The organism is Arthrobacter subterraneus, from assembly GCF_900099735.1.
In the GTDB taxonomy this organism is placed as follows: domain Bacteria; phylum Actinomycetota; class Actinomycetes; order Actinomycetales; family Micrococcaceae; genus Arthrobacter_D; species Arthrobacter_D subterraneus.
In genome coordinates this window covers 147,945-174,396 of record NZ_FNDT01000003.1, presented here as the reverse complement: position 1 = coordinate 174,396, position 26,452 = coordinate 147,945, and the positions used below count along the sequence as shown (strand labels likewise).

The following is a 26,452-nucleotide window of genomic DNA, read 5'->3' as shown; positions in this document are numbered from 1 at the left end:
CGCTTAGCCAACGGCAGCGCCGGGTCCTATCCTCAAAGGATCATGAGTTCTGACTCCGCCGACTCTGCGGCTGCCGAGCTGGCCGCCTTGAGGTCCACTGAAGCACCCATAGGCATCTTCGACTCAGGCGTCGGTGGCCTTACCGTCGCCCGGGCGGTCATCGACCAGTTGCCCCATGAATCGGTGCTGTACGTGGGAGACACCGCGCACGCCCCGTACGGCCCCCTGCCTATCGCCCAGGTTCGGGCCTACGCGCTCGGCGTGATGGATGAACTGGTGGATTCCGGCGTCAAGCTTCTGGTCATCGCCTGTAACTCGGCATCGGCGGCAGTGCTCCGTGATGCGAGGGAGCGCTACACGGCCCGCTACGGTATCCCGGTCATCGAGGTCATCCAGCCCGCAGTCCGGCGCGCCGTCGCCTCGACCCGGTCGGGTCGGGTGGGCGTGATCGGAACCAGCGCCACCGTGGGGTCAAGAGCCTACGAGGACACCTTCGCTGCCGCCCCGCATCTGGAGATCTTCTCCGCCGCCTGTCCGGCGTTCGTCGATTACGTGGAGGCGGGTGTGACCGCCGGCCAGGAGGTATTGGAAACCGCTGCCCGGTACCTTCGCCCGCTGCAGGAGGCCGACGTCGACACCCTGGTTCTCGGCTGCACGCACTACCCGCTGCTGACTGGAGTGATCTCCTACGTCATGGGCGATTCGGTGACCCTGGTTTCGAGTGCGGAGGAAACGGCCAAGGACGTCTACCGCGCCCTCGTGTCCCACGATCTGCTGCGCAAGGAGCCGGGCCAGCCGCGGCACCATTTTGTCGCAACGGGAAACGCTGCCCGGTTCGAAGAGCTGGCCCGGCGCTTCCTCGGCCCCGAAGTCCTGAGCGTGGAACAGGTGGACCATGTGTCGGCCCAGTATCCAACCGGATCCATGTCCCGCATCACGCCTGAGATGATCGCCGCCGCGCGGGCTGACGCGGGAATCGGCGGAGACCGCCGTTCATGAAGCTCACCATCGTGGGGTGCAGCGGTTCGTTCCCCGGGCCGCACTCGCCGGCTTCCTGTTACCTCGTGACGGTGCAGGAGGACGGCAGGACCTGGCGCATCCTCCTTGACCTTGGCAACGGATCTCTCGGCGCGTTGCAGCGTTACATGGACCTGCGGGACATCGACGCAGTCCTGCTGACCCACCTCCATCCCGACCACTGCATGGACCTGTGCGGCCTTCATGTAGCGGTGCACTGGGATCCGGCGGGCTGGAACAGGCCTCGGATCCCCGTCTGGGGTCCGGCCGGCACAGCAGACCGGATGGCAACCGCCTACGGTCTGGAGCTCGAGCCGGGTATGCATGAGGACTTCGACTTCCGCGCCTGGTCGCCCCGTACCCCCGTGCGGATCGGACCGTTCACCATCACCCCCTATCCCGTCCTGCACCCGGTGGAGGAGGCCTACGCCCTCCGGGTCGAAGCCGATGACCCCGAAGCTCCGGGCGGGAAGAGGGTGCTGACCTATTCGGGAGATACGGACGCGTGTGAGGGGCTCATCGAGGCCGCTTCCGGTTCCGGCATCTTCCTGTGCGAAGCTGCCTTCCACGAGGGCAGGGATGACGGGATCCACGGCGTCCACCTGACGGGCAAAAGGGCAGGTGACGTAGCCTCAGCCGCTGCGTCACGGAGACTGCTGCTTACGCACCTTCCGGTCTGGAATGATGCGGTTCTGGCCATGGAAGAGGCGCGCAGCAGCTATTCGGGGGACGTCGCTGTGGCGGTTGCCGGGGTTTCGTACCAGGTGTGAGGGTGCCGTTTTCACCGTTTCGCTGACGTCGCTGTGGCGGTTGCCGGGGTTTCGTACCAGGTGTGAGGGTGCAGTTTCACCGTTCCGCTGACATCGCCGGATCGCGCCTGTGGAACAGGCTCGTGGCAGACTGGAGCCATGACTTCCCCCTCATCTTCCGTGTCTGCATCCGAGTCGGCATCGTCCATCGGAAGCGCCGTTGTCCGTGCAGACGGCCGGGCACCGGACCAGCTCAGAAACATCAGCATCACCCGTGGATGGTCGAACCAGGCCGAAGGATCTGCCCTGATCGAGTTCGGCAACACCCGCGTGCTGTGCACCGCATCGTTCACCACCGGAGTTCCCCGGTGGCTGAAGGGCGAGGGCAAGGGCTGGGTGACAGCCGAGTACGCCATGCTGCCCCGTGCCACCAACACCCGCTCGGACCGGGAATCGGTGAAGGGTCGGATCGGTGGGCGCACGCATGAGATTTCGCGCCTCATCGGCAGGTCGCTTCGTTCGATCATCGATACGCGCGCCCTCGGCGAGAACACCATCGTCCTCGACTGCGACGTGCTGCAGGCCGACGGCGGCACCCGGACTGCCGCGATCACCGGCGCCTATGTGGCGCTCGCCGAGGCTATCCGGTACGCCAAGGAGAACAAGATCATTGCGCAGTCTTCCCGGCCGCTGACCGACACTGTAGCGGCGGTCAGCGTCGGCATCATTGACGGCGTGCCGATGCTCGACCTTCCCTATGTGGAAGATGTTCGGGCGGAGACGGACATGAACGTGGTTGTGACGGGCAGCGGCAGCTTCGTGGAGGTACAGGGTACCGCTGAGGGTGCTCCCTTCGACCGCTCCGAGCTGGACGCGCTGCTTGACCTCGCTCTGCTTGGCACGGCCCAGCTTGCGCAGATCCAGCGTGAAACGCTGGGGGAGGCCGCAGGTGCCTGAACCCTCCGCCGAGCAGCCCGCCCGGCTGGTCCTTGCCACCCGGAACGCGGGAAAGCTGCGCGAATTCCGTGCGCTCCTGCGGGACCGGGTGCCAGGGCTCGACGTCGACACCCAGGTGATCGACGCCGCTGCAGCAGGTGCTCCTGACGTGGTCGAAAGCGGCGTCACCTTTGAGGAGAATGCCCTGCTGAAAGCGCGCGCGGTCGCTGAGGCGACCGGCATTCCCGCCGTCGCAGATGATTCCGGGCTTGCCGTCGATGTACTCGGCGGCGCACCGGGCATCTTCTCTGCCCGCTGGGCAGGCCGGCACGGCGATGACTCAGCCAACCTTCAGCTGTTGCTGAACCAGCTTGCGGACATTCCGGTGGACCGGCGTGCGGCGCAGTTTGTGTGTGCGGCTGCGCTCGCCGTTCCGGGCGGGGACGCAGTTGTGCGGCATGGTGCGCTGAGGGGAACACTGCTTAGTGAGCCGCGCGGCAACAACGGTTTTGGTTATGACCCGGTGCTCCAGCCTGACGGCATGGACCGCAGCTGTGCCGAACTGGCGCCGGAGGAGAAAAACGCCGTCAGCCACCGGGCCAGGGCGTTCGCGGAACTGCTGCCCGCCATTCTCCAAGTGTTGCGGTGAATGTACCCGGTCAGCAGGTTGCTTTAAGTGCCGGCCGGGGACTTGCGTCCCAGACTGCCATGGGGGTTCATCCCGGGCGTACCCGCTGTCCGAGCGCGCCGGCCGACACGGCAGCGGTTCGTCACGGGCGTACCCGCTGTCCGAGTGCTCCGGCTGATAGGGCAGACTTAACCAGGTTATGAGAAGAGATGTGAGCTACCTGCCCCTGCAGACCGGTAATGAACCCACCCTCGGAGGGGTCGCTGACTGGGCTGTGACCCTGATGGAAACGATCGGAGCTCCAGGCGCAGGCCTTGCGATCGCTCTCGAGAATCTCTTCCCGCCCCTGCCGAGTGAGGTGATCCTTCCACTGGCAGGATTCACGGCCAGCCGGGGAGACTTCACCCTCTTTGAAGCACTGTTCTGGACCACCGCCGGGTCCGTGGTGGGCGCTTATCTCCTCTATATGCTCGGGGTGCTGCTCGGGCGGGACCGGATGCGGCGCCTGGTGTCCAAAGTTCCTCTGGTGGACCTGGAAGATGTGGACAGCGTCGAAGCGTGGTTCAACCGCCACGGCTACAAGGCCGTGTTCTTCGGGCGCATGGTGCCCATCTTCCGGAGCCTGGTGTCTATTCCTGCAGGCATCGAACGAATGCCGGTCTGGACGTTTTTGGGGCTGACGCTCGCCGGCAGTCTCATCTGGAATTCCATCTTCGTGCTTGCAGGCTTCTACCTGGGGGAGAACTGGCATCTGGTGGAGCAGTATGCGGACATCTTCCAGAAACTGGTGATTGTCGCCGTCGTACTGGTGATGGCATTCCTGATTGTGAGCAAGGTGCGAAAAGTTCGGCGCAAGCGCGAAGCTTCCTGAGGCTGCGGCCTTCCAGCCGGCTGATCTCAGGCCGGTCAACTCGGTCGGTGTCCCTTCCGGTTTCCGCGCCACACGGGCAAGCCTCACAGGGGTACGCCCGTCCACCGGATACCGTGAACGGGTGGGAATTGAGTTCACGGCAATCGACTTCGAGACTGCCAATGGGTTTCGGGGTTCGCCCTGTGCCGTAGGGCTCACCAAGGTCCGTGACGGCCGGATCGTAGCCGAAGCGAACTGGCTCATGCGGCCACCCGCCGGGCACGACCACTTCGATTCGCGCAACGTTGCCATTCATGGGATCACCGCGGACATGGTGGCGCATCAGCCGCGGTTCGGCGAACTTTTCCCTGAGATCGGCGCCTTCATCGGGAACGATGTTCTGGTGGCTCACAACGCGGCCTTTGACCTGGGTGTCATCCGCTCCGCACTTGAGGTCTCCAACCAGGCCGGGCCGGGCTACGACTACGCCTGCACTGTGCTGCTGTCCCGCCGCAGCTACTTCCTTGTTTCCTACTCACTGCCCTACGTCGCGGAGGCAGCCGGCGTGCCGCTCGTCAACCACCATGACGCCGTCGAGGACGCTCGGGCGTGCGCCGGTATCCTGCTGGATATCGCACGCCGTGCAAAGGCATCGACTCTTCAGGAACTGGTCACCGGCCACCGTCTCCGGTTGTCCCGCCTGGACGCCTATCAACCAGGGATTTCAGAACTGTCCAAGGCTACGCGGACGGCGCTGGAACGCGGGCCGGCCGTCGGCTGGGCGGGCTGGCCGGACGAGGGGCTGAACCCGGATCCCAATCCGGCCGCGGACCCCACCCATCCGCTCTACGGACAGACAGTGGTCTTCACCGGTGACCTAGGGATCCCGCGGCCACAGGCGAAACAGCGGGCAGCGGTGCTGGGCGCGCAGCCGGCGAGCACTGTGACCAGGAAAACCACGGTACTGGTGGTCGGCGACGGGTTTGTAGCGGCCGATCTCCGCAGCGGTCGCGTGACAGGGAAGGCCCGGCGTGTTCTGGAACTGCACAGCCGCGGCCAGAATATCGAGGTGCTCTCCGAGGCCGAGTTCCTGCAGATGACCGGCGGGCGCTGGCCCGTCGCCAGCCAGTAGCAGATCCCTAGACCCCCATTGCCGAGGCGAACCCGGCCGCCACTTCTTCGACGATGTCCGCTCCCGCCAACCGCTGTCGGGCATCCGGAGGCAGTGAGTGGTCTCCGTGCAGTGCACCGGCGATCGAACCGGCAACCGAGCCGACAACCGATGCCGCCGGCCCCTCCAGCTTTCCTCCTGCAGTCAGGAGTGCACGGAAGGAGGCTGCGCCGTCGTCGTTTGCCGTGGAGAGGACCAGCCCGACGGCCTCACCCAGGACACCCGCTGCGTCAGCGCGTTCCTGCTGGGCAGTGTCAGGGGACTGAAGTAACGCGGACAGGTCTGTCGATCCCAGCGCTGCCGCATGCTGTGCCGCGGCGGAGATTCCGTCCTCCAGGGATTGCTCTTTGAAAGTGATCCCGTGTATCAGCCGGGCAAGGACGGCAGCGGGGATCTGTGCCAGCGGGTTGCCGTGCGTGATGGCTGCGGCGTCCAGTGCCAGCTTCTCGATCCACTCGGGCGGTACGTTGGCAACCAGTCCGAAGGGGGCTGAGCGCTGCAGGGCGCCGGGACCGTCGTCGTCCCGTTCGAGCGGCCGCTGCCTGCTGCCCATCTCGCCGCTGGCGAGTGCACGGACCGTGGCAGTGTCCGGTTGGCTGCGGCGGTGCGGGACATCCTGCCGGTCAAGCCAGCGGGCGGGCGGGGAGGGAGCGGACGACGGCGGTGCCTCACCCTGGATGCGGAGCCAGCGGAGGTAGGCAAGCCAGAGGCAGGCAGCCTCATCGGCGGCAACGCCGTCATTGGCCCACTCGAGTGCCTCGGTCAGGCCGTCGACCGTATAGAGGGCCAGGTGGGCGGCGTCGCCGAAATGGAATTCTTCGGGCGAGCCCGCAGCGGCCTCCATGAGGGCACCTCCAAGGAGGGAACCGTTGATTCTGCTGCGGACTGCACCGGGAGAACTGTTGGAAAGTGTCACTGGGCCAGTGTAGGCAGTGAGGTTGGGCAGCCGGGACTGCGCCGCCAATCGGTCGCGTTCGGCACCCCTTCGCGAGTACGTCCGGCGTTGCCGTCCGAAACTGTCGGAGGTGGCCGGTAGCTTGGAATCATGAGGTTACTGCACACATCGGACTGGCATCTGGGCCGCTCGTTCCACGGCGTCGGAATGCTTGAGGCGCAGCAGCTTTTCCTCGACCAACTGGAAAAGACAGTCCGTGAGGAGAACGTTGATGTGGTTCTCATTGCCGGGGATGTCTACGATCGCGCACTGCCGGCAGTTGACGTCGTCGAGCTCTTCGACGAGGCGCTTGAGCGGCTCACCGTCGCCGGAGCCAGCGTGGTGGTCAGCAGCGGAAATCATGATTCAGCGGTGCGGCTGGGTTTCGGTGGCCGACTGATCGAACGTGGCGGAGTGCACCTCCGCACGCGGCTGGAAGACATCGGGCGCCCAGCGGTGTTTCCGGTGGGTGACACTGCCGAGGTCGCCGTCTACGGCCTCCCGTATCTGGAGCCGCGCATGGTCGCCGAAAAGCTGGGAAGCGAAGCGGCAACGCACACGGCGGTGACCTCGGCGGCGCTGGACCGGGTGCGGGCTGACGTTAGTCGGCGTCGCGGACTGGACCCGTCACGCACGCTGTATTCCGTGGTCATGGCGCATACTTTCGCCGGCGGTGGGGTCAGTTCTGACAGCGAGCGGGAGCTCAGCATGGGAGGCCTGGGAGTGGTACCGCTGGACCTCTTCGAGGGTTTCGACTACGTGGCGCTCGGCCACCTGCACGGCCGGCAGCAGTTGCAGGAACGTATACGTTATTCGGGTTCTCCCCTGGCTTACTCATTCTCCGAGGCACGTCAGTCCAAGGGCGCCTGGCTCATTGATGTCGGTGCCGGTGGTGTGGATGAGATTCGCCCGGTGCAGTGGGCGCCGCCGCGGAATCTTGCGGTGCTGCGGGGGCCCATAGAAGAGCTTCTGGCTTCTCCAGAGCACGTCGAGGCCGAGAATTCGTGGTGCCAGGTGACGTTGACCGACAGCGAGCGCCCGCAGCACGCGATGGAACGCCTGCGTGCCCGTTTCCCCGGTACCCTGGTGCTCGCGTTTGAGCCCGCGTCGCGGAATGCCGGGGAGGAACGGACGTACAGCGAACGGATTGCGCAGGCGGCTGATGACACCGCCATCTGCTGTGGATTTCTGGAGCACGTACGTCAGCGCAAGGCCAACGCAGAGGAAGCGGCGCTCTTTGCGGAAACCATTGATGCGCTGCGGGCTGCAGAGAGCGGCGTATGAGAATACATCGGCTGGAGATACAGGCTTTCGGCCCGTTCGCTGAGCGCCAGCACATTGACTTTGATGCCCTGGCGGAACAGGGCCTGTTCCTGCTGAACGGACCCACCGGAGCAGGGAAATCCAGTGTGCTTGATGCCATCTGCTACGCGCTGTACGGTTCAGTACCCGGCGCCCGCCAGAACGCCAGACGGTTGCGCAGCGACCATGCACCTGTGGGGCTTGCGCCGGAGGTGGTGTGCGAGTTTTCAGCCGGCTCCCGGCGCCTGGAGGTCACACGGAATCCTTCCTGGAACCGGCCGTCCCGGCGTGGTTCCGGAACCACCACCGAGCAAGCGAAAACCATGCTTCGGGAACGGGTGGCGGGGGAGTGGGTCACCCGTTCCACCCGGAACGATGAAGCGGGAGCGGAACTGCAGGCTCTGCTCGGCATGAACCGGGAACAGTTCACCAGGGTGGTCATGCTGCCCCAGGGAGAGTTTGCGGCTTTTCTCCGGTCAGACGCCGCCGCCCGTGGTGAGCTCCTGCAGCGGCTCTTTGCGACCGACCGTTTCTCCGCCGTCGAGCAGCTGCTCGCGGAGCGTGCCGCTCACGCTTCCACGCGCGCACAGGAGGTTGAGAGTGAGCTGGAGGACCTCCTTTCCCGGGCCGTTGAAGAGGTGGAGCGTCATGGCCTGTCGGACGATCCCCTGTCCGGTGGTCCGCTGTCGGAAAATCCCCTGTCCGCTGGTCCGCTGCGCAGTTCCGACGAGCACGCAAGTGCGGCTGGTCCGACGGGCAACACTGAAAAACCCGGCTCCACTGACCGGCCCGGCTCCACCGACCAGTCCGCCCCCACTGACCGGCCCGGCTCCACCGACCAGTCCGGTGGTGCGCGAGGCACTGGAGACGGATCAGCGCCCGGCGAGGCTGAGGCTGATCCGGCGTCTGCTCTTGCCGCTCTCCAGGACCGGCTGACAAACGCCGTCGTGGCAGGGCGGAACCGCGCCAGGGAGCTGACGGCTGTCCGGGACAACGCTGCGAAGCGGCGGTCCCGGCTGGAAACCGAACGGCGGGACCGTCTGGCCTTCCGCCGGCTGGCGGCAGAGGTTGCGGAAAATCAGATCGCCCTCGCTGAGGCGGGTGCACTGCGGGAACTGCTTGAGAATCACAGGCGCGCGCAGATCCTGCAGGGTCCTCTCCAGACGCGTGACGAGGCAGCGGATCAGGCGCGCAGCACCCGGGATAAGATGCATTCACTGAACGGCCAGCTGCAGGCCGATCCTGCCGCCCGGCAGGAGATCCCTGACCTTCTCACGTTGGACGTCGAGGTGTCAGGAGACGCTTTCGACAGTGCACACGAGGCCCTCCGCGAACGGCTCGCAGAGGCGCGTGCGGCTCTGCCGACGGAGCAAGATCTTGTCCGTCTGGAAGACCGGATCAGGATCACTGTGCAGCGCAGTGAGGTGAAGACCGCAGAGCTGGATCGGTACAGCACCCGGCAGCAGCGGCTCGAGGAGGAGCTGAGCGACCTCTCAGCACGGATCGAGACAACGGAAGCGGCGGGCGCCCGTGCGGCGGAGCTGGCATCAGCATGTGCCGAGACAGCCGCACAGTTGGACCTGCTTGCGCAGGCAGACCGGGCGGAGCGGTCACTGCGGGAGCTGGATGAGCGCCAGGATTCCCAGCGTGCGCTGTTTCTGGCGGCCAAGGAAGACTGGTTGCAGAAACTTCAGTTACGCCTTGAGCAGACTGCTGCCGAGCTTGCAGCGCGGCTGAGCCCGGGGGAGCCCTGTCCGGTGTGCGGAAGCCAGGAGCACCCTGCGCCGGCAACCGCCGGAACGCAGGGGTTGGTGACCCGGGAGGATGAGGAGTCCGCCCGTGCGCACCAGGATGAAGCAGAGCGCAGTTTCCGGGATACCACCGCGGTGCGGGACGCTGCAGCGCTTCAGGCCGCAGGGTTGCGCGCCCGAAGCGGGGATACGCCGGCCGGGACGGTGCGCGCCGCGCTCGCCTCCCTGGAGGAGGAACGCGGAGAGGCAGAGGCGGCGGTCCGCGCCTCGGCGGAACTCCTCGCCAGGAAAGCAACGGCAGAGGCGGCGCTCGCCGGTGTGCGTGAGCAGCAGGCCGAAGCCGTCCGAAGCGAGGCAGAGTTCTCTTCGCTGCTCTCCGCCTTGGAGGAGCAGCACACGGCACTGCTTGCCCGGCTGGAGTCGGTGCGCGGCAGGTACGCCACAGTCGCGGAGAAAGTGGCACAACTCGAAGGGACCGCACAACGCGTCGGCGCGGTCTGCGCTGCCCTGTCCGCGTGGCAACAGGCAGCGGCGCGTCTGGAGAAAGCTGAACACGCGCTGACATTGCAGCTGGCAGCAACCGAGTTCGCTTCGCCGGACACTGTTCGGCAGGCCCTGCTGGATGACAGCCGGGTGGAGGCGATGGAGCAGCGCATCCGGGAGGCCGAGCACGCTGCCCACCGCATAGAACGGGACCTGGAACGTCCAGAGAATGTTGCGGCAGCCGCTTCGGAAAAGAACGGCGAACCAATTCCCGAAGAAGACGAAATCGCCGCTGCTGCCCGGGCCGAGGAGAGTGTAAGGGTGCAGCTCGAGCGGGCGGTGCTCGAGGTGGGGCTACTGGAACAGTCGGTGGTGCAGATGGGTTCCTATGCAGACCGGGTAGCCGCGCTTGACGACAGGCTGGTGCCGTTGCGGCAGGCATACCGGCTTGCCAGGTCTGTCGCTGACACCGTCCGGGGCAACGGTGAGAACCTGTACCGGATGAGCCTTGCCACTTATGTCCTCGCTGCCCGGCTGGAACAGGTGGCCGAGGCGGCCACCGAACGGCTGCAGCACATGTCGGACGGCAGGTACTCCCTGGTCCACAGCGACTCCCGGTCGGGTAACCGGAAATCCGGGCTTGGTTTGAATGTCATCGACAGCTGGACGGGCATGCGCCGTGACACCGCAACACTTTCCGGAGGCGAGTCGTTCATGGCGTCCCTCGCACTCGCTCTTGGACTGGCCGACGTGGTGCAGCAGGAGTCGGGCGGACTGGACATCGAGACGCTCTTTGTTGACGAAGGCTTCGGCAGCCTCGATGAGCAGTCTCTTGAACAGGTGATGGATGCGCTTGAGAATCTTCGGGACGGGGGCCGTGTGGTGGGGCTGGTCAGCCACGTCGCCGAGTTGAAGCAGCGAATACCGGCGCAACTGCACGTCTCCAAGGGCCGGACGGGCTCGTCGGTGCGCTTCGTGAATCAGCTTGAACGAGTGTAAAATCGCAGCTGTTACCGGGTTGGGCGCATCGGGAGGAGGGACGATGCGCGCTTCGATGTACCCGGAAAGCACATGGCAACATCATCCTCTGAATACAGCACCCTTCCTTGCGACGTTTCTTCGACAACCCCTCCGGATCCCAAGTCCATTCCCGGGAGCCCGGAGCCGCTGAGCAACCGTGGGCGTTTCGGCCGCCTTCCTGAAATCGCCGGAGCAGGCTTTCTTCCCCTGGGCTTCGTAGCGCGGCTGCCTCTGGCGATGCTCACAGTCGGAGCGCTCACCCTGGTCACTGCCGCCACCAATTCCTACGCCTCCGGCGGTTTCGCTGCCGGCGCCGTCGGTATCGGTTCCGCGCTTGGCGCACCGGTGCTCGGCTTCCTTGCAGACCGGTACGGCCAGCGTCCGGTCCTCCTGCTCGCGGCGCTCCTGAACACCATGGCCATCGTTGCACTGCTCATGGTCAGCGGCCTGGCCGGCACCGGAGCGGGACTTCTGCCCACCCTGGCGGCTGCCTTCCTCATGGGAGCAACCTGTCCGCAGATCGGTCCCCTGGCGCGGGTCCGCTGGATGGCGCTGACGCGGAACAAGCGCCCGGCGGACCTTGACACCGCGCTGTCCTATGAGAGCACGGCTGACGAGTTGACCTTCGTTCTTGGCCCTGCGCTGGTCGGGCTCCTGGCAAGCCTGATCGCGCCGTGGCTGCCGCTCGCGCTTGCGGCGCTGCTGACCATCACGTTCGTATCGGGCTTCGCCGTCCACCCCACCGAGCGCTCGGTGATACCACTGCGGCGGCGACCACGGACCGGAGTCCCCTCCGGCGCAGCAGTCCGCGGGATGCGGCGCACCGCGTTTCTCATCTCGTTGCCGGTACTCGGAATGGTCATGATGGGGACGTTCTTCGGCTCCACCCAGACCGCTCTGATCGCCTTTGCCGGCGGCTTCGGCGTGGAAACGGCCGCGGGACTGCTCTATGCGGTGATGGGCGTCAGCTCCGCGCTGACAGCCCTGTCCGTTGCGTACTGGCCGCAGGGCTTCCGCCATCCGCTGCGCTGGGTTGTCTCAGCAGCGGCCATGAGCGCTGCGGCGTGCCTGCCGCTTTTCGCATCCGACATCCCGCTCATGCTGGCGGCGTTGCTGATTCTCGGCCTACCGGTTGGACCAACCATGGTGACAATCTTCAGTGTCGGCTCGCTGGTTGCCCCCCAACATCTGGTCGGCACCGTGATGACCCTGCTCGCCAGCGGGATTGTGGCGGGCACGGCACTGGGGGCCTCGCTTGCAGGGACACTGGCGGAGGCCGGCGTGCAAAACGCCCTGATGGTTCCGGTTGCTGCCGCCGTCGTGCTGCTGCTGCTGGGCTTCGTGTCGACTGCCGTGCTGCGACGCCGCTGAGGGGTACGCGGGGCAGTTTTTCCTCGATCGCGCGGCCGAAATGGGCTGAAATCGCCGTTAGGGGTTCGAAATGAAACACGGTGCGCTGGGTGCCCTGCTTCGAGTATGATCTAAAACATAGTTACCGAACGTTCTGTCAGTAATCTCGTCCGTCCACCTGGAGTAACAATGACGTCTTCAACGGCTGCCCCACGGCAGCGTATGTCCCGGGAAGACCGCAAGGTCGTCGCCGGAACCATGGTTGGTACCACTATCGAGTGGTACGACTTCTTCATCTTCGCGCAGGCCGCAGGCCTCGTCTTCGCCCAGCTCTACTTTGCGCCGCTCAATGACGAAAGCCCGGGGCTGGCCCAGCTGGTGGCCTGGGCCACCATCGGCATCAGCTTCTTCTTCCGGCCGCTCGGCGCAGTAGTGGCAGGACACCTTGGTGACCGCATCGGGCGCAAGGCCATGCTCGTGTTCACTCTCGTCCTGATGGGTTCGGCCACTGCGCTGATCGGTCTCCTGCCCAGCTACGAGCAGATCGGTGTTGCGGCCCCGATTCTTCTGATGGTGCTGCGCATCCTGCAGGGTTTCTCTGCCGGTGGTGAGTGGGGCGGTGCGGCTCTCATGGCGGTTGAGCATGCACCCGTGAACAAGCGCGGATTCTGGGGAGCGTATCCGCAGATCGGTGTTCCCGTCGGCATGATCATCGCAACGCTGGTGCTCTTCCTGTTGCGTTCGTCCATGTCCGAGGAAGCGTTCCTGACCTGGGGATGGCGTGTTCCGTTCCTCCTCTCCGTTGTGCTGATCGTCGTCGGGTACTTCATCCGCAAGGCCGTGGCAGAAAGCCCGGTCTTCAAGGAGATGACCGAGCGCAAGCTCGAGTCGTCGGTTCCGCTCAAGGAGCTCTTCAAGCACAGCAGCAAGCAGGTCATACTGACTGCCGCGATCTTCATCGCGAACAACGCGGCCGGCTATCTCCTGATCGCATTCTTCTCTGCCTACGCCCAGCGCACGCTCGGCATGCCGGGCGGCCCCGTCCTGTTTGCTACCCTGCTTGCCTCGTTCGGTTGGCTCATCTTCACCATGTACGGCGGAATTCTTTCTGACCGCATTGGCCGCGTACGGACCTTCCAGATCGGTTATGCCCTCGTCTTTGTCTGGATGATCCCGCTGTTCCTGATGATCGACACCCGGAACATCTTCGCGTACGGAGTGGCACTGTTCGTCCTGACCATCGGCCTCGGGCTGTCCTATGGACCGATGTCGGCGATGTATGCCGAGATGTTCCCGGCCAATGTGCGGTACTCCGGCATCGGGATCGGGTACGCGCTCGGCGCCATCCTCGGCGGTGCCTTCGCGCCGCTGATTGCGGAAGCGCTGTTGAGCAGTACCGGTTCCTCGCTGTCCATCGGCTTCTACATCATGGGCCTGTGCGTCGTTTCCTTCGTCGGTGTCACCCTGGTCAAAGAGACCCGTGGCGTGCCCCTGCGCGTAAATGAAAGCCACAGCCAGGCGAAGTAGCCGCCCGAGGCCGCTCCACCTTCTCTCCCGAATCGTCACGGAGCGCAGGTGGGGCGGCCTTTGTGCTGTCAGGACTCGTGGGTGACGGCGCGGCGGCAACCCCGGAGCGCGGCACAGGGATAGCGCGGCACAGGGATATGGATAGTGCCATGGGTAGTTCTCCCCATGGCATGCGGACGGAAGCCGAACCTACACTGAACTGCAAGACGGGCCTTGTACGAGGGGCCCGCCCCCGGACTGACGGGTCCGGTATCGAGAAAGACCGGTTCGCCTTGGGTTCCCCCAGCCCCGCGAGCCGGTCTTTCTTGTGTGCAGTTTCTTTCTTGTGTGCAGTCGGTGAGCCGAGGTGAGAGGCCCAGCCGATACAACTAACTGCGGGCGTCTTCCATCCGGGCCTTAAGCCCGAGGAGGAGGGAATCGAGCCCCAGCCCGAATGCTACGTCGGCCTGCGGTTTGCCCGCTGCCGCTCTCTGAGCCGCCACTGCAGCGGTGAAGCGCGGATAGCTTCCTGCCAGTTGTCCCGAGTCGAAGATGCTCTCAGGTGCCGTGGCATCGAATGCAGAGCCGAAGATGAACGACTCCAGCGCAATAATCGCCGGAACTATCAGCGGTTCAGGCCACCCTGCCTCCTCAAATCCGCGGGTGACGGCCTCATATACCGCCAGAGTCTGTGGCGCTCCGCTTACCGGCAAGACAGCGATCACCGGAATGAGGGGAGTATGGCGCGTGAACACATCCCGGTAGGACCAGGCGAACCGTCGAACCGCCGGCTCCCAGGGCTCGGTCCCGAATCCGGACACATCCACCTGCTTCATGACGTGGTCCTGGATAAGGATGAGCACGTCGCCCTTGGATTCCACATGGTTATACAACGACGACGGCGCTACCTTCAGAGCACGGGCGAGGGAGGACATGGTGAGCCCCTCGTACCCGCCGGATTCGATCAGCCCCAGCGCCGCCCGGGTGATCGCTTCCTGGGACAGAACCCGGTTCAGTGGCCTGCCGGCGGAGCGCCGGGATGATCCTGTTGCACTGACCATGCGTCTGTAGCCTGCTTCCTCCCCGATACGGGCCAGCGTCCGCCCGGCTGCGCCCACCTCCACGGTAATGGAAGACCAGAGGCAGGTGCTGCACCCGCTGCACAGCATCCCGACTGCCATTTACGAATGCCGTCCCGGACGCCCTTGCCGCTGCTACCGTGGTGCCATGCCGGAGATGCCTGAGGTGCAGGGGCTCGCACAGTTCCTTGCGGGCAAACTGATGCCCGACGACGGTGCACCGCCTGCCCGGGTCCGCGACGTTCAGCTTGGCTCCTTTGCCGTCCTGAAGACGGCAGGGGTGCCGCTTTCCGCCCTCTCCGGGATGGCGTTCACGGAGGTGGGCAGACGCGGAAAATTCCTTATTCTGAGCCTGGAGGACCTTCATCTCGTTCTGCATCTTGCCCGGGCCGGGTGGCTGCGGTGGTCCGACTCGATGCCGGACACCCTTCTCCGGCCAGGGAAGAGCCCGATCGCGCTCCGGCTGAGGTGCACGGAACCGGCCGGCTACGGGTTCGACCTCACTGAGGCGGGCACCAGGAAGTCGGCGGCGGTTTATCTTGTGCGCGAGGTTTCCGAGGTGCCGGGGATGAGCAGGCTGGGCCCCGAAGCGCTCACTGTGGACCAGGACCAATTCATCGCGATGCTGCAGGGACACCGCAGCCAGGTGAAGGGGATACTGCGGGACCAGTCGTTCATTGCGGGTATCGGCAACGCCTACAGTGACGAAATCCTGCACGCTGCCCGGCTGTCTCCGTTTGCGCTTGCGTCCACACTCGATGATGAGCAGCTGATCCGGCTCCACACTGCGATGCATTCGGTCCTGGAGGCAGCTATTGCCGCGGCGGCCGGCAAGCCCGCGAAGGAGTTGAAAGACTCCAAGCGGCGTGAAATGAAGGTCCACGGCAGAGCCGGCGAGCCCTGTCCTGTATGTGGTGATACGGTGCGCGAGGTCTCGTTCGCGGATTCCGCGCTGCAGTATTGTCCGACGTGCCAGACCGGCGGTAAGCAGCTTGCAGACCGCCGTACCTCGAAGTTCCTGAAGTAACCGGCGATTCCCCGGTGACTCGAATTCCTGAAGCGACCCGCAATTGCCTGAGTACCGTTCAATTCCAGCGGCAACCGGGCGCGGATACGTCTCTGGTCTGCTCTTTCATGCTCTCCGCGAGGCTGGAGCCGCTCACTGGGATCTTTCGCCCGCCGCCGCCGAACCCTAGGATCGGAACTGTAACGCCGGTCCAAACGATGGAGGTCATCATGACAAGTGATTCACGCGACCAGGAACAGCACGCGCAGGGGAAGGACTCCTCCAAGACGGAGCCGGAGGGATCGATCCCCAATACGGATGACGGTGTGGGGGCCACCGCCACTGAAGAACCGAGCAGTTTCGAACCCGAGGAAGACCCCGACGAGGAGAGCTAGCCCAGGGAAAGAACGAGTGCAGACGGATGAGTCCGGGGCCGAGGCGCCCCGGACTCTGGGTTAAGGGCCGCAATTGCCCGAACCAGGTTTCCGCCGGGCTCAGGCATTCCGGAGCTAGCCCGATCCGGAGCTAGCCCGATCCGAAGCTAGCCCAGGGACGGTGCCCGCGACGGCGGTGCGGGGATGTGGACGTTTCCGGTCGTGACCCCTCCGGTGCTCACGTCAGGAGTGTCCGCCTGGGCATCGTCCGGGGTGGGCAGGTTGAGGGTTACCGCGCCGTCGTCGTCCTTGTCGCTTCCCACTCGGAGCGCAAGAGCCACCTCATGTGCGTCCGGGCGGGCCTGCGGGTCCCTGGCCGTCATGCGGGTGAGGAGGCTGACCCAGTCGGCGCCGAGGGATTCGGGCACCTCGGGGTCCCGTAGCAACCTGGCCACGGCGGCCTCGACAACAGGACCGGGAAATGCCTTCTCGCCGGTCAGGCATTCGAGGAGTACCAGCCCAAGCGAGTAGATATCGGAGCTGGGCTCGACGCGCGTCCCCTCGGCCTGCTCGGGGCTCAGGTAGTTGGCGGTGCCGATGGTGGCGCCGTGTGCTGTGGAGTGCGTCGCTTCAACCATGCGGGCAATGCCGAAATCGGTGAGCTTGGGATACAGCCGGGTGTCCTGCTCGCCGGAGTGGTACATCAGGATGTTCGCCGGCTTCACATCGCGGTGAATGACGCCCTGCGAGTGGATGTATGCCAGGGCGTCCGCCAGGTCGGCGCCGAGCTGGGCCACATGTTCGGAGGGCAGCGGCCCGGACTTGAGGAGCTTGCGCAAATCAAGGCCGTCCACCAGTTCCATCACCAGAAAGCTGGTGGTCTTGCCGTTGCCGTCATTCTGGAGGCCGGCATCGTGCAGCGTTACCAGTCCCGGATGGTTCAGGGTGGACAACAGCATCGTTTCCGTATGCTGGCGGCGGTAGTCATCATCATCGGAGGTGGTGGGGTTGAAGACCTTGATTGCCACGTCCCGGCCGAGGTTTCGGTCCAGTGCCCGAAACACCGATGCTGCGCCGCCGGTACCGATCAACTCAATGGGTTGGTACCGCTCGGCCAGGAGTTCATCCACGCGAGACCTCCGGGGAGAAAGAAGTTATGAGGGTGAGGAGCAGGTGATAAGCATGCTGATCACCTCAACCATTCTACCTTGTGTGAGGCACTGCGGAAGACACCCCACTACGCCGGCGATCAAAAGTTCGGCAATTGTTACGCAGCGAGGAATTCGATCGCTGCGTTCTTGAAAGCTCGGGCGGTCACGGCGTTCGAGTGAGTGCGGCCGGGCAGCCAGAGCACCTCGGCATTCCCGCTCAGTCCTGCAAGTTCCGGCAGTGTCCGCGCACGTTCATCTTCCTCCCCGGCCACCAGGAGAAGCGGCATGTGCGGCACCGCGTCCGCCGGGACAAACGGCTCCCGTTTGATCGCTTCCACCATGGTGAGCAACGCAAAGACGTCATTGGTGGGAACAAGCTGTGCCATCCGGAGCAGGTTGGCGGTTGACTCATCCGCGATGGGGGTCCCATCGGCGAGGAAACGCTGGGCGGCCGCAAGGTCGAATGCCGCAAGGGGATCGCCGCTTCCCGGTCCGCCGAGCACCATCCGGTGTACGAGTTCAGGTTGGGTTGCGCCGAACTCCCAGGCCAGCCGTGACCCGAGGGAGTAGCCGATGATGTCGACACCCGTCTCCGGCCGGCCGTCGGCCAGCGGACGGACGTGTTCATCGAGCAGGATCTGCAGGATGTCGGCACGGATACGGCTGGGGGAGTAGGCGTCCATCTCTTCGGGAGCGGCGCTTGCTCCATGGCCGGGAAGGTCCAGGGTGACGACCTTCCGCCCGGCATCAGTCAGGGCGCGTACCCAGCCGGAATCTTCCCAATTGAGTTTGGCGGAGGACGCGAAGCCGTGCAGGAGCAGAATGGGCCGCAGGGTTGATGGAGACGCAGGTTCATGGACGGCTACATGGATTCTTGGGTCTGTTCCCTCGACCAGATGATCGCTGTGACGTCCCATGGTTCCTCCCGGTTTTCCTCGCTGCGGCGCTTTCCTGAACTCTAGCGCCCTGAAGGCACAGGGCCGGGAAAAGAAAATGCGGCGAAGAACTGTGCTCCATTGAACAGGTCTTCGCCGCCCGGCCAGCAGTGGCCAACGCGTGTGACTTTAGTCACCGCTTCCCCCGGGGTGCAAATCGGGCCCGGAAATTCCCACTTAACACTCAGGATCATGGTGTACCGGGCGTCATGCACCCGGCAAATTGCGCTCCGGCAGGAGGGGCACGCTAGAATTAGTTATAGTCATAACGACTCTAAGTCCTCGGTAGGGCGCCAGGATGGCACCACACGGATCTGCGGAAGGGGGGTGTCAGGGTGAGTCCCACGTCAGCAAACGTCAGCGAGCGCAGCCAGGAGCCGCCGTCGTTGGCGATTTCTACAGTGATTTTCGGTCTGCGTCCCAGCGAGGCTTCGGGACGCCCGACGCTTTGGCTTCCGCTGGTGCGGCGTATCCGCCAGCCATACCTCGGCCAATGGGCGCTCCCCGGCGGGCCCCTGGCTCCCTCCGAGTCGCTGCAGGACGCGGCGTCTCGCAACCTTCTTGAGACCACGGGACTGGCGCCGCGTTACCTCGAGCAGCTCTACGCCTTCGGAGGGCTGCACCGTTCGGTCGGCCAGCGTCTGGTTTCGATCGTCTACTGGGCGCTCGTGCAGCCCGATGAGGCGGAGCTGACCCGTGAGTCCGAGAATGTTCGGTGGTTCCGTGCGGATCGGCTTGAGCGGCTCGCCTTCGACCACAACGACATCGTGGAGTATGCGCTCTGGAGGCTGCGCAACAAGATGGAGTACGGCTCCATCGCGTATCACCTGCTGGGTGAGCGCTTTACCCTCGCCCAGGTCCGTGAAGTCTATGAAGCCGTGCTGGACAAGCAACTTGACCCCGCGAATTTCCGCCGGCAGCTCCGTGCAACGCCCCACATCGAAGCCACGGACGAGTACCTCACCGGTACCCGCCACCGCCCGCCACGGCTGTACCGCTACGCCGGGCCGGTGCCGGACGGCAGCACCCGGCAGTCGCAAGCCGTGCGTGCACCATGATTCCGTTCCGTATCCCGCCCACTACCCATCGGCTTCCAGCCCGCTTCAACCAGGGAGAATCCCATGACGAGCATTAATACCGCCATCCAGCTCATCACCCGCGAGGACGCGGAGCGCTCTGTTGTCCGGGGCGGTACCTGCAGCCCGGACCTCGCCCGGGGGCCCTGGGAGTTCGATCTTCCTGCCGGACCCGACGCCGCCCCTGATTACGGCCCCGGAGCTTCCATGCAGGATGTTGCTCCGGCTTCCACGCCGCGCCAGGGCGAGCTGCCGGAGGAGTACCGGCTCGCCGGCGACGAGGAGCTGGAGGCCCGCATCCTGGCCGCCAAGGAAACGCTTGGGGACCGGCTGGTGATTCTCGGTCATTTTTATCAGCGTGACGAGGTGGTCAAGCATGCGGACTTCGTGGGTGATTCGTTCCAGCTAGCCAATGCGGCGCTCACCCGTCCGGATGCCGACGCCATTGTGTTCTGCGGCGTGCACTTCATGGCTGAAACCGCTGACATCCTGTCCAGGCCGGAGCAGAACGTCATCCTGCCGAATCTCGCTGCGGGGTGTTCGATGGCGGATATGGCGGACGCCGACTCGGTGGAAGACTGCTGGGAGCAGCTGGAGGAGCTTTTCGGAACAGAGCCCGACGACGGCGGACGGCTTCCGGTGATCCCGGTCACCTACATGAATTCCTCGGCTGCGCTCAAGGCATTCTGCGGGCGTAACGGCGGGATCGTCTGCACCTCATCGAATGCTGCCACGGTGCTTGAGTGGGCGTTCGAGCGAGGTCAGCGGGTGCTCTTCTTCCCGGACCAGCATCTGGGCCGCAACACAGCCAAGGCCATGGGTGTGCCCCTCACCGAGATGCCCATGTGGAATCCGCACAAGGTGCTCGGCGGCAATACCGAGCAGGAGCTGCTGGACTCACGGGTGATTCTTTGGCACGGCTTCTGCTCCGTGCACAAGCGTTTCACCGTCAATCAGATCGAAAAGGCCCGGGCTGAGTTTCCCGGCGTCCGGGTCATTGTTCACCCGGAATGCCCGATGCCCGTGGTGGACGCTGCGGATGAGGCGGGTTCGACCGACTACATCCGCAAGGCCATCGCAGCGGCAGCACCGGGGACAACCTTCGCGGTGGGCACGGAGATCAACATGGTGAACAGGCTTGCGGCCGAGTTCCCCGAGCACACCATCTTTTGCCTCGACCCGGTGATCTGCCCATGCTCCACGATGTACCGGATCCACCCGGGGTATCTGGCCTGGGTGCTCGAGGGCCTCGTCGCCGGTGAAGTGCGCAACCGGATCGTGGTGGAGACCGACGTGGCGAACCACGCCCGGGTGGCACTTGAGCGGATGCTGGCGGCCAGGCCGTGATGCATGTCCTGGTAATCGGCAGCGGCATCGCGGGGCTGTTCACAGCGCTGGAGCTGCGCCGGAGGTCGGATGTGCAGGTTACGGTTCTTGCCAAGGGCGCTCTTGCCGACACTAATACCTGGTACGCCCAGGGCGGTATTGCCGCCGTGCTGCAGGGCAGTGAGGGCTTCACCGGCTTCGATCGTCCCGACGGCGCTGCGGACTCCGGTGCGGTTCCGGGTGGTGACAGTACAGAGCTTCACGTCGCGGACACCCTCGCAGCGGGAGCCGGCCATTGTGACGAAGCTGCGGTGCGGGTGCTCTGCTCCGAAGCGGGGGAAGCGATCGAGCGTCTGGTGACCCTGGGAGCGCTTTTCGACCGCACTCCCGGCGGCGCACTGGCCCTCGGACGGGAAGCCGCGCATGCAGCGTCGCGAATCCTGCACATCGGGGGTGACGCTACCGGAGCGGGAATCGCCGCGCCGCTGATTCGGGCCGCCAGACGAGACCCGGGCATCACTCTGCACGAGTATGCCTTCGCCAGTGACCTGGTGGTGGTCGAGGGGCAGGTGACCGGCGTCGTCGTCCTTTGGAACGGTCGGCAGGAGACGGTGGCAGCCGACGCCGTCGTGCTTGCATCCGGCGGTGCGGGAGGAATTTTCCAGCACAGCACCAATCCGTCAGTTGCCACCGGCGACGGCGTTGCTGCAGCGTTTCGCGCCGGTGCAGCCGTGGCCGATCTTGAGTTCTTCCAGTTCCATCCCACCGCCCTCAACGTTTCCGGGCATCCGCTCATCTCGGAGGCCGTCCGTGGCGAAGGAGCTGTGCTGCGCGACGGCACGGGCAAGCGATTCATGGATGAGTACCACCCGGACGGTGAGCTCGCGCCCCGCGACGTGGTCTCCCGAAGCATTGCACTGCACCTCGCGCGCACCGGCGAGGCGGAGGTCTTCCTTGACGCGACCATGTTCGGAACGGAATTCCTCACCCGTCGCTTTCCCTCCCTGTCGGCGGTGACCCGGCAGTCCGGGTTCGAGTGGGCACACGACCTCCTGCCGGTTGTCCCGGCGGCGCACTACTGGATGGGTGGAGTGGTGACGGATACCTTCGGGCGTACGTCCCTGCCCGGACTGTATGCCGTCGGTGAGGCTGCGCGGACCGGGGTTCATGGGGCCAACCGGCTGGCATCGAACTCGCTGCTCGAAGGGCTGGTGTTCGGCGCGCGGGCGGCGGGCGCGATTGTCACCCCTGCTTTGGCCTGGCCGACCGTCCGGGCTGAGGCGCTGGCGTTGCCGCCGGGGGTGGACGAGGCTGACCGTGACGCTCTGCGTCGGGTGATGTCCGAGCACGTCTCCATTGTCCGTGAGGACGCCGGGCTTCGCGTGGCTTCCAAGCAGTTGGCCCAGTGGCATTCAACCGGGTCCGGGCTCGCGGCTCGAGAGACCGCCAATCTGTTGCTCTGTTCACGTCTTATCGCGTCGGCGGCCCTTGTGCGGACAGAGTCGCGGGGAGCCCACTATCGTGCCGACTATCCTGGCGCTTCCGCTACGGTCGGCAGCCCCATCATCTTCAGGAGTGCGTCATGACGCGTGTGTCTGCGAGGCCGGCTGGGTCCGACGTCGACCGTATTGTTTCCGCAGCACTTGCCGAAGATGCTCCGTGGGGAGACGTCACCTCCCAAACGCTCATTCCCGCCGAGGCCCAGGCCGATGCGGCCGTCATTGCGCGTGAACCGGGTATCTTCTGCGGTGAACAGGTGCTTGAATCCGCTATGCGTCTCACCGACCCGCGGATCGAGGTTTCCTTCGAGGTCAGGGACGGTGAGGCGTTCGACGCCGGCAGTGTTCTTGCTGTGGTGTCCGGGCCGGCGCGTTCCGTACTGACGGCAGAGCGGGTAGCTCTGAATCTTGCGCAACGGCTGAGCGGGATTGCCACGCTCACCGCGCGTTTTGTCGCGGAGGTCGCCGGAACGGGTGCCCGTGTGGTGGACACCCGGAAGACCACACCGGGACTGCGCATTCTCGAGCGGCATGCGGTGCGCTGCGGCGGAGGTTTCAATCACCGCTTCAGCCTCTCGGACGCTGTGATGGCCAAGGACAACCATCTGGCCGTCCTGACCCGGGGTGGGACGATCGATCTGACCGATGCGCTTCGGGCGGCGCGCCGGTCACTCCCGCATACCGTTCATTTCGAGGTGGAGGTCGATCGGTTGGACCAGATTGAGCCGGTGTTGGCGGCCGGAGTGGACACGATCATGCTCGACAACTTCAGCCTTGAGGATCTGGCGACCGGCGTCACCCAAATCGCGGGCCGTGCACTGGTGGAGGCAAGCGGCAATGTGCGGTTGGAAACCATCGGTGCAATAGCGCGCACCGGAGTCGACATCATTTCCTCGGGAGCACTGACCCATAGCGTGCGGGCACTGGACCTCGGTCTGGACCTCCGCATCGAAACCTCTGTGCCGGATACGGCGGCTCCTGCCGGTTCCGGCACCTGGGAGGACGGGCGGTGATTTATCTCGACGCTGCGGCCACCACTCCTGTTCGCAGGGAAGTGCTTGAAGCCATGTGGCCGCTGCTCACCACCGATTACGGAAACCCGTCCAGCCACCACACGGTCGGTGAATCTGCAGCCCGTGCGCTCGATTACGCGCGCAGACTTGTTGCCGCGGAGCTGAACTGCAAACCGGCAGACGTTCTCTTCACCTCGGGAGGCACCGAGGCAGACAACCTCGCGATCAAGGGCATTGCGCTGGCACGGCCGCGAGGGAAGCACATTGTCGCATCGTCGATCGAGCATCCCGCGGTTCTTGAAACGCTTGACTACCTGAAACGGCTGCATGGCTTCCGGATCTCGCTGCTTCCCGTGACCGCTGAGGGGCTGGTGGAGGAAAAGACGCTCCGCGCCGCACTCGACGACGACACCACGCTATGCACCATCATGTACGCCAACAATGAGGTCGGCACTGTCCAGCCCATTGCCGCCTTGTCAGCCGTGTGCCGTGAACGCAGGATTCCCTTCCACACGGATGCGGTGCAGGCAGCAGGATGGCTGCGGCTCGATACGGCGGAACTCGGAGTAGACGCGATGAGCATTTCCGGCCACAAACTGGGGGCGCCGAAGGGCTGTGGCGTCCTTTTTGTCCGGTCGAGAATTCCGTTGGAGCCGCTGATCCATGGCGGCGGCCAGGAGCGGGGGCGCCGGTCGGGAACGGAGAACGTCGCCGGGGCGGTGGCCCTGGCAACCGCATTGCGGCTTGCCCAGCAGGAACGTCTCGACCATTATTCTGCTTCGCTTGCGCGTCGCAACCATCTGATCGGCACTGTGCTCGACGGCCTGGAAGGATCCTTTCTTACCGGTCATCCGGAGCAACGGCTGCCGAATGTGGCGTCGTTTTGCTTTCCCGGTGCAAACGGGGAAGCGATTCTGCTGGAGCTGGAACGTGCCGGCGTGGTGTCATCGAGCGGATCCGCCTGTGCTGCGGGCTCCAGCGAACCGTCAGCGGTGCTGCAGGCGCTCGGAGTGGAACCTGACGTCGCCCAGACAGCATTGCGGCTGTCCTGGACCGCGTCAACGAGCGACGCCGAGATAGCGCTTGCCGGGCGGGCGGTCGTCTCGTCAGTCCGGAAGGTGCAGGGTTTGGGCGGCCGCGCGTAGGGTCGTCACCTCGCCGGGCGGGCGGTCGTCTCGTCAGTCCGGAAGGTGCAGGGTTTGGGCGGCCGCGCGTAGGGCTGTCACCTCGCTTGCCGGGCGGGCGGTCGTCTCGTCAGTCCGGAAGGTGCAGGGAATCCGGAGTCGACTGTAGGGCCGTCAGCAGCGTCTGCCAGGTACCGACCGGATCTTCTACGTGTGCGAAATGCCCGGTTCCGGCCAGAACCACGCTTTGAGCAGTGGAGATAAGCGTTGCAAGCGCATGCAGTTCCGCAGCCGGGGTGAAGATGTCCCGGCTGCCTCGAGCGAGGACTGTCGGCGCCGCGATCTGCTGCCAGATACCGGCGTCGTACTTTTTCAGCGCGTTTGCTGCAGCAATGAACGAGGCCGGACGAGCGTCGACAGCCAAGTCCACGAAGACACGACGCTGCAGCATGCGCGGACGGACGAAGAACGGGCCCAGGACAAGGCGAAGAAGCCCTGTCCGCTCAGCGATACGCAGCAGCCCAGGGGCTGTTCGTCCGAGAGCGCGCAACACGAACATCAGTGCGTGCATGCCGACAAGCGGAGCCATCGCCGGGTAGCGAAGCGGTCGGTTCAGAGCCGCGCCCGCGGTCAGCGCGGTTGGAGAAAGAGCGACGACGGCGTGCGTTTCTTCGGGGCGTGACGCTGCAATGTCCAGAGCAAGTACCGCTCCCATGGAATGCCCGAAGAGGCACCAGGACCGGTAGTTCAGCGCTGTCAGAGCTTCCACGACGGCAGTGCTCTGCTGATCGACCGTGAAGGGCACCTGACCGGGAGAATCGCCCCAGCCCGGGAGATCAAGAAAGACGCTGTCGTACTCCACGGGAATCGCCCGGTTGAGAGTCAGCTCGCGGAAGGTACGCCAGGAACCCGAGGCGCCATGGAGAAACACCCACGGGGGCGAGCCCCGCCCGGTGGTCCGGTCCTCAGTGCCCGGGTGCACGCGCACCGCGACTGTACCCAGGGAGGTTTGAACGAAACGCTTCATGGAAGTGATTCTGCGCCGCGCCCGCTGCGGATGCCTCCCCGTGAGCTGCTTCACTGCATAGAGTGGACGTGAGTAACCCGAAAGGATTGATCATGACGCGACCTGTGAGGTCCAGTCTGCTCGGTGCCGTCATGTTTCTGACGGTGGGCGTGGCACTCACCGGGTGTGACGGCTTTGTCATCGGTGACCGCCCGCCGGCTACCTCCTCGGTGAGCGCAGCCCCAGAGAGCTCAGCATCCGCAACTGCGAATCCGACCCCGGTGGCGCTTCCCATGCTGCCGGAGCGGCCAGCGCCCGGTGACGGCTGGACCGCGTTCACCGATGAGCAGCGGCTTGTCAGTTTCGAGGTGCCCGATAGCTGGACGGTGGAGGCGATCGAAGATCCGGGGGAGGGGTTCGAGGAGGGCGGTCTGCACTTTGACGTCTCGAACGCTGACGGTGCCACCCTGGCCCAGCTCCACACGCGCATCACACCGCCGGCGGAAGAGTGTGCTGCGGATGGCGCAAGCCCCTACGTCGTGCTCAGCAGCGAGCCGGTTGATGTCCCTTCCACGGCAGAAGCCGAAGGATCCATTGAGCCCCGCTTCGTGGTTCGGGTCATTCAGGGGTTCAGGTTCTTCAGCTCGTACGGGATTACCGACGTAGTCGGTGGAGCGGACGGAGCGGCGTGCGTGCTCTACAACACAGTTCAGGGGCCGGATCACATCGGACTGTACTCGTTCGGTGACGCGGTCCAGCTTCGGGCGCTGGACCCAACGCAGGTCGGTTCGCGAACGCAGTCTTTCGCGACCATTGCCGAGGCCCAGAAGCGGTTCAGTCAGAAGGATTTCGACGCGATCCGGCGGATGATCATGTCCCTTCAAGTGGCCAGCTAGCTGCACCCGCGTTCGCGTCACGCTCCAGTCGAGCCCATGGCGTGTCCATCAGGTACGCGCTGGCGTGCGTACCGGTCAGCTCGCTCGTGGAAGTGTCCTTCAGGCCGAGGCCGTGGCATGTCCATCAGCTCGCGCTCGCGTGCGTACCCGTCAGCCGCCGCCTCGGTGTGTGCCCCCGTCCAGTCCCACCTCTGAGTGCGCTGCTCTCCGGCCGACCCTCCACTTAGTGTTCGGGTGGGACGGATCGGCTGGGGGATTTCTCCCACCGTC

The 26,452-nt window shown here is 64.9% G+C and carries 23 protein-coding genes; 18 read left to right on the top strand and 5 right to left on the bottom strand.

Annotated elements, in window-relative coordinates; translation table 11 throughout:
• The first annotated feature begins 42 nt into the window (after positions 1–42).
• The 6 genes from murI (at position 43) to BLS52_RS05655 (ending at position 5,312) form a co-directional block, all read left to right on the top strand.
• Positions 43–999: a glutamate racemase gene (gene murI, locus BLS52_RS05680; RefSeq protein ID WP_090585056.1), complete on the top strand. Its 957-nt coding sequence runs from the start codon at positions 43–45 to the stop codon at positions 997–999.
• Positions 996–1,787 (top strand): MBL fold metallo-hydrolase, encoded by a 792-nt coding sequence (locus BLS52_RS05675; RefSeq protein ID WP_090585054.1) that lies wholly within the window; start codon positions 996–998, stop codon positions 1,785–1,787. The genes murI and BLS52_RS05675 overlap by 4 nt, the downstream gene beginning before the upstream one ends.
• A gap of 138 nt (positions 1,788–1,925) precedes the next feature.
• Positions 1,926–2,723: a ribonuclease PH gene (rph, locus tag BLS52_RS05670; protein ID WP_035779420.1), complete on the top strand. Its 798-nt coding sequence runs from the start codon at positions 1,926–1,928 to the stop codon at positions 2,721–2,723.
• The gene (rdgB, locus tag BLS52_RS05665) at positions 2,716–3,351 is read left to right on the top strand and encodes an RdgB/HAM1 family non-canonical purine NTP pyrophosphatase (RefSeq protein ID WP_026545853.1); all 636 of its coding nucleotides are present in this window, start codon (positions 2,716–2,718) and stop codon (positions 3,349–3,351) included. Before rph ends, rdgB begins: the two co-directional genes overlap by 8 nt.
• A 178-nt stretch (positions 3,352–3,529) precedes the next feature.
• Complete coding sequence (locus BLS52_RS05660) at positions 3,530–4,201, top strand: DedA family protein (protein WP_090585052.1); 672 nt, start codon at positions 3,530–3,532, stop codon at positions 4,199–4,201.
• Positions 4,202–4,322: 121 nt separating this feature from the next.
• Complete coding sequence (locus BLS52_RS05655) at positions 4,323–5,312, top strand: 3'-5' exonuclease (protein WP_090585050.1); 990 nt, start codon at positions 4,323–4,325, stop codon at positions 5,310–5,312.
• A gap of 7 nt (positions 5,313–5,319) precedes the next feature.
• On the opposite strand, the gene BLS52_RS05650 is transcribed toward BLS52_RS05655, so the two are convergent.
• The gene (locus tag BLS52_RS05650) at positions 5,320–6,267 is read right to left on the bottom strand and encodes an ADP-ribosylglycohydrolase family protein (RefSeq protein WP_139186226.1); all 948 of its coding nucleotides are present in this window, start codon (positions 6,265–6,267) and stop codon (positions 5,320–5,322) included.
• A gap of 129 nt (positions 6,268–6,396) precedes the next feature.
• Here BLS52_RS05650 and BLS52_RS05645 point away from each other — a divergent pair, with 129 nt between their 5' ends.
• From BLS52_RS05645 to BLS52_RS05630, 4 genes are all read left to right on the top strand, one after another.
• Positions 6,397–7,569: an exonuclease SbcCD subunit D gene (locus BLS52_RS05645; RefSeq protein WP_090585046.1), complete on the top strand. Its 1,173-nt coding sequence runs from the start codon at positions 6,397–6,399 to the stop codon at positions 7,567–7,569.
• Positions 7,566–10,820 carry an AAA family ATPase gene (locus BLS52_RS05640; protein WP_090585044.1) on the top strand — a complete coding sequence of 1,085 codons (3,255 nt, stop codon included), beginning with the start codon at positions 7,566–7,568 and terminating at the stop codon, positions 10,818–10,820. Before BLS52_RS05645 ends, BLS52_RS05640 begins: the two co-directional genes overlap by 4 nt.
• Before the next feature lie 72 nt (positions 10,821–10,892).
• A complete protein-coding gene (locus BLS52_RS05635) occupies positions 10,893–12,212 on the top strand; it encodes an MFS transporter (protein WP_090585042.1) in 1,320 nt (439 codons plus the stop codon).
• A 168-nt stretch (positions 12,213–12,380) separates the two neighbouring features.
• Positions 12,381–13,718 carry an MFS transporter gene (locus BLS52_RS05630; RefSeq protein WP_026545848.1) on the top strand — a complete coding sequence of 446 codons (1,338 nt, stop codon included), beginning with the start codon at positions 12,381–12,383 and terminating at the stop codon, positions 13,716–13,718.
• Positions 13,719–14,086: 368 nt separating this feature from the next.
• Here the strand turns inward: BLS52_RS05630 and BLS52_RS05625 are convergent, their stop codons facing one another.
• Positions 14,087–14,758 (bottom strand): TetR/AcrR family transcriptional regulator, encoded by a 672-nt coding sequence (locus BLS52_RS05625; protein WP_026545847.1) that lies wholly within the window; start codon positions 14,756–14,758, stop codon positions 14,087–14,089.
• Between the two features lie 166 nt (positions 14,759–14,924).
• On the opposite strand from BLS52_RS05625, the gene BLS52_RS05620 reads away from it, so the two are divergent.
• Both BLS52_RS05620 and BLS52_RS18450 read left to right on the top strand, forming a co-directional pair.
• Positions 14,925–15,803, top strand: a complete 879-nt coding sequence (locus tag BLS52_RS05620; RefSeq protein WP_026545846.1) for a DNA-formamidopyrimidine glycosylase family protein — start codon at positions 14,925–14,927, stop codon at positions 15,801–15,803.
• 209 nt (positions 15,804–16,012) lie between these two features.
• Entirely contained in the window at positions 16,013–16,177 is a 165-nt protein-coding gene (locus BLS52_RS18450) for a hypothetical protein (RefSeq protein WP_175460097.1), read from the top strand.
• Positions 16,178–16,323: 146 nt separating this feature from the next.
• Here the strand turns inward: BLS52_RS18450 and BLS52_RS05615 are convergent, their stop codons facing one another.
• Entirely contained in the window at positions 16,324–17,286 is a 963-nt protein-coding gene (locus BLS52_RS05615; protein WP_035779413.1) for a serine/threonine-protein kinase, read from the bottom strand.
• A 137-nt stretch (positions 17,287–17,423) separates the two neighbouring features.
• The gene (locus tag BLS52_RS05610; RefSeq protein WP_026545845.1) at positions 17,424–18,224 is read right to left on the bottom strand and encodes an alpha/beta fold hydrolase; all 801 of its coding nucleotides are present in this window, start codon (positions 18,222–18,224) and stop codon (positions 17,424–17,426) included.
• A gap of 353 nt (positions 18,225–18,577) precedes the next feature.
• On the opposite strand from BLS52_RS05610, the gene BLS52_RS05605 reads away from it, so the two are divergent.
• From BLS52_RS05605 to BLS52_RS05585, 5 genes are all read left to right on the top strand, one after another.
• Positions 18,578–19,300: an NUDIX hydrolase gene (locus BLS52_RS05605; RefSeq protein WP_051470828.1), complete on the top strand. Its 723-nt coding sequence runs from the start codon at positions 18,578–18,580 to the stop codon at positions 19,298–19,300.
• Positions 19,301–19,363: 63 nt separating this feature from the next.
• On the top strand, positions 19,364–20,665 hold the full coding sequence (gene nadA / locus BLS52_RS05600; protein WP_026545844.1) for a quinolinate synthase NadA: 1,302 nt from the start codon (positions 19,364–19,366) through the stop codon (positions 20,663–20,665).
• Positions 20,665–22,230 (top strand): L-aspartate oxidase, encoded by a 1,566-nt coding sequence (gene nadB, locus BLS52_RS05595; RefSeq protein ID WP_245702705.1) that lies wholly within the window; start codon positions 20,665–20,667, stop codon positions 22,228–22,230. The genes nadA and nadB overlap by 1 nt, the downstream gene beginning before the upstream one ends.
• On the top strand, positions 22,227–23,156 hold the full coding sequence (nadC, locus tag BLS52_RS05590; RefSeq protein WP_090585039.1) for a carboxylating nicotinate-nucleotide diphosphorylase: 930 nt from the start codon (positions 22,227–22,229) through the stop codon (positions 23,154–23,156). Before nadB ends, nadC begins: the two co-directional genes overlap by 4 nt.
• Positions 23,153–24,301 (top strand): cysteine desulfurase family protein, encoded by a 1,149-nt coding sequence (locus tag BLS52_RS05585; protein WP_026545842.1) that lies wholly within the window; start codon positions 23,153–23,155, stop codon positions 24,299–24,301. The genes nadC and BLS52_RS05585 overlap by 4 nt, the downstream gene beginning before the upstream one ends.
• Positions 24,302–24,410: 109 nt before the next feature.
• On the opposite strand, the gene BLS52_RS05580 is transcribed toward BLS52_RS05585, so the two are convergent.
• Entirely contained in the window at positions 24,411–25,307 is an 897-nt protein-coding gene (locus tag BLS52_RS05580) for an alpha/beta fold hydrolase (protein WP_090585037.1), read from the bottom strand.
• Between the two features lie 92 nt (positions 25,308–25,399).
• Here BLS52_RS05580 and BLS52_RS05575 point away from each other — a divergent pair, with 92 nt between their 5' ends.
• Positions 25,400–26,182 carry a hypothetical protein gene (locus BLS52_RS05575; RefSeq protein WP_035779410.1) on the top strand — a complete coding sequence of 261 codons (783 nt, stop codon included), beginning with the start codon at positions 25,400–25,402 and terminating at the stop codon, positions 26,180–26,182.
• Positions 26,183–26,452 lie beyond the last annotated feature (270 nt).

Excerpts from the sequence above, each read along its gene's own strand:
- murI (WP_090585056.1), top strand. The coding sequence starts at position 43 with ATGAGTTCTGACTCCGCCGACTCTGCGGCTGCCGAGCTGGCCGCCTTG.
- BLS52_RS05675 (WP_090585054.1), top strand. The coding sequence starts at position 996 with ATGAAGCTCACCATCGTGGGGTGCAGCGGTTCGTTCCCCGGGCCGCAC.
- rph (WP_035779420.1), top strand. The coding sequence starts at position 1,926 with ATGACTTCCCCCTCATCTTCCGTGTCTGCATCCGAGTCGGCATCGTCC.
- BLS52_RS05660 (WP_090585052.1), top strand. The coding sequence starts at position 3,530 with ATGAGAAGAGATGTGAGCTACCTGCCCCTGCAGACCGGTAATGAACCC.
- BLS52_RS05645 (WP_090585046.1), top strand. The coding sequence starts at position 6,397 with ATGAGGTTACTGCACACATCGGACTGGCATCTGGGCCGCTCGTTCCAC.
- BLS52_RS05640 (WP_090585044.1), top strand. The coding sequence starts at position 7,566 with ATGAGAATACATCGGCTGGAGATACAGGCTTTCGGCCCGTTCGCTGAG.
- BLS52_RS05635 (WP_090585042.1), top strand. The coding sequence starts at position 10,893 with ATGGCAACATCATCCTCTGAATACAGCACCCTTCCTTGCGACGTTTCT.
- BLS52_RS05630 (WP_026545848.1), top strand. The coding sequence starts at position 12,381 with ATGACGTCTTCAACGGCTGCCCCACGGCAGCGTATGTCCCGGGAAGAC.
- BLS52_RS05625 (WP_026545847.1), bottom strand. The coding sequence starts at position 14,758 with ATGGTCAGTGCAACAGGATCATCCCGGCGCTCCGCCGGCAGGCCACTG.
- BLS52_RS05620 (WP_026545846.1), top strand. The coding sequence starts at position 14,925 with ATGCCGGAGATGCCTGAGGTGCAGGGGCTCGCACAGTTCCTTGCGGGC.
- BLS52_RS18450 (WP_175460097.1), top strand. The coding sequence starts at position 16,013 with ATGACAAGTGATTCACGCGACCAGGAACAGCACGCGCAGGGGAAGGAC.
- BLS52_RS05610 (WP_026545845.1), bottom strand. The coding sequence starts at position 18,224 with ATGGGACGTCACAGCGATCATCTGGTCGAGGGAACAGACCCAAGAATC.
- nadA (WP_026545844.1), top strand. The coding sequence starts at position 19,364 with ATGACGAGCATTAATACCGCCATCCAGCTCATCACCCGCGAGGACGCG.
- nadB (WP_245702705.1), top strand. The coding sequence starts at position 20,665 with ATGCATGTCCTGGTAATCGGCAGCGGCATCGCGGGGCTGTTCACAGCG.
- nadC (WP_090585039.1), top strand. The coding sequence starts at position 22,227 with ATGACGCGTGTGTCTGCGAGGCCGGCTGGGTCCGACGTCGACCGTATT.
- BLS52_RS05580 (WP_090585037.1), bottom strand. The coding sequence starts at position 25,307 with ATGAAGCGTTTCGTTCAAACCTCCCTGGGTACAGTCGCGGTGCGCGTG.
- BLS52_RS05575 (WP_035779410.1), top strand. The coding sequence starts at position 25,400 with ATGACGCGACCTGTGAGGTCCAGTCTGCTCGGTGCCGTCATGTTTCTG.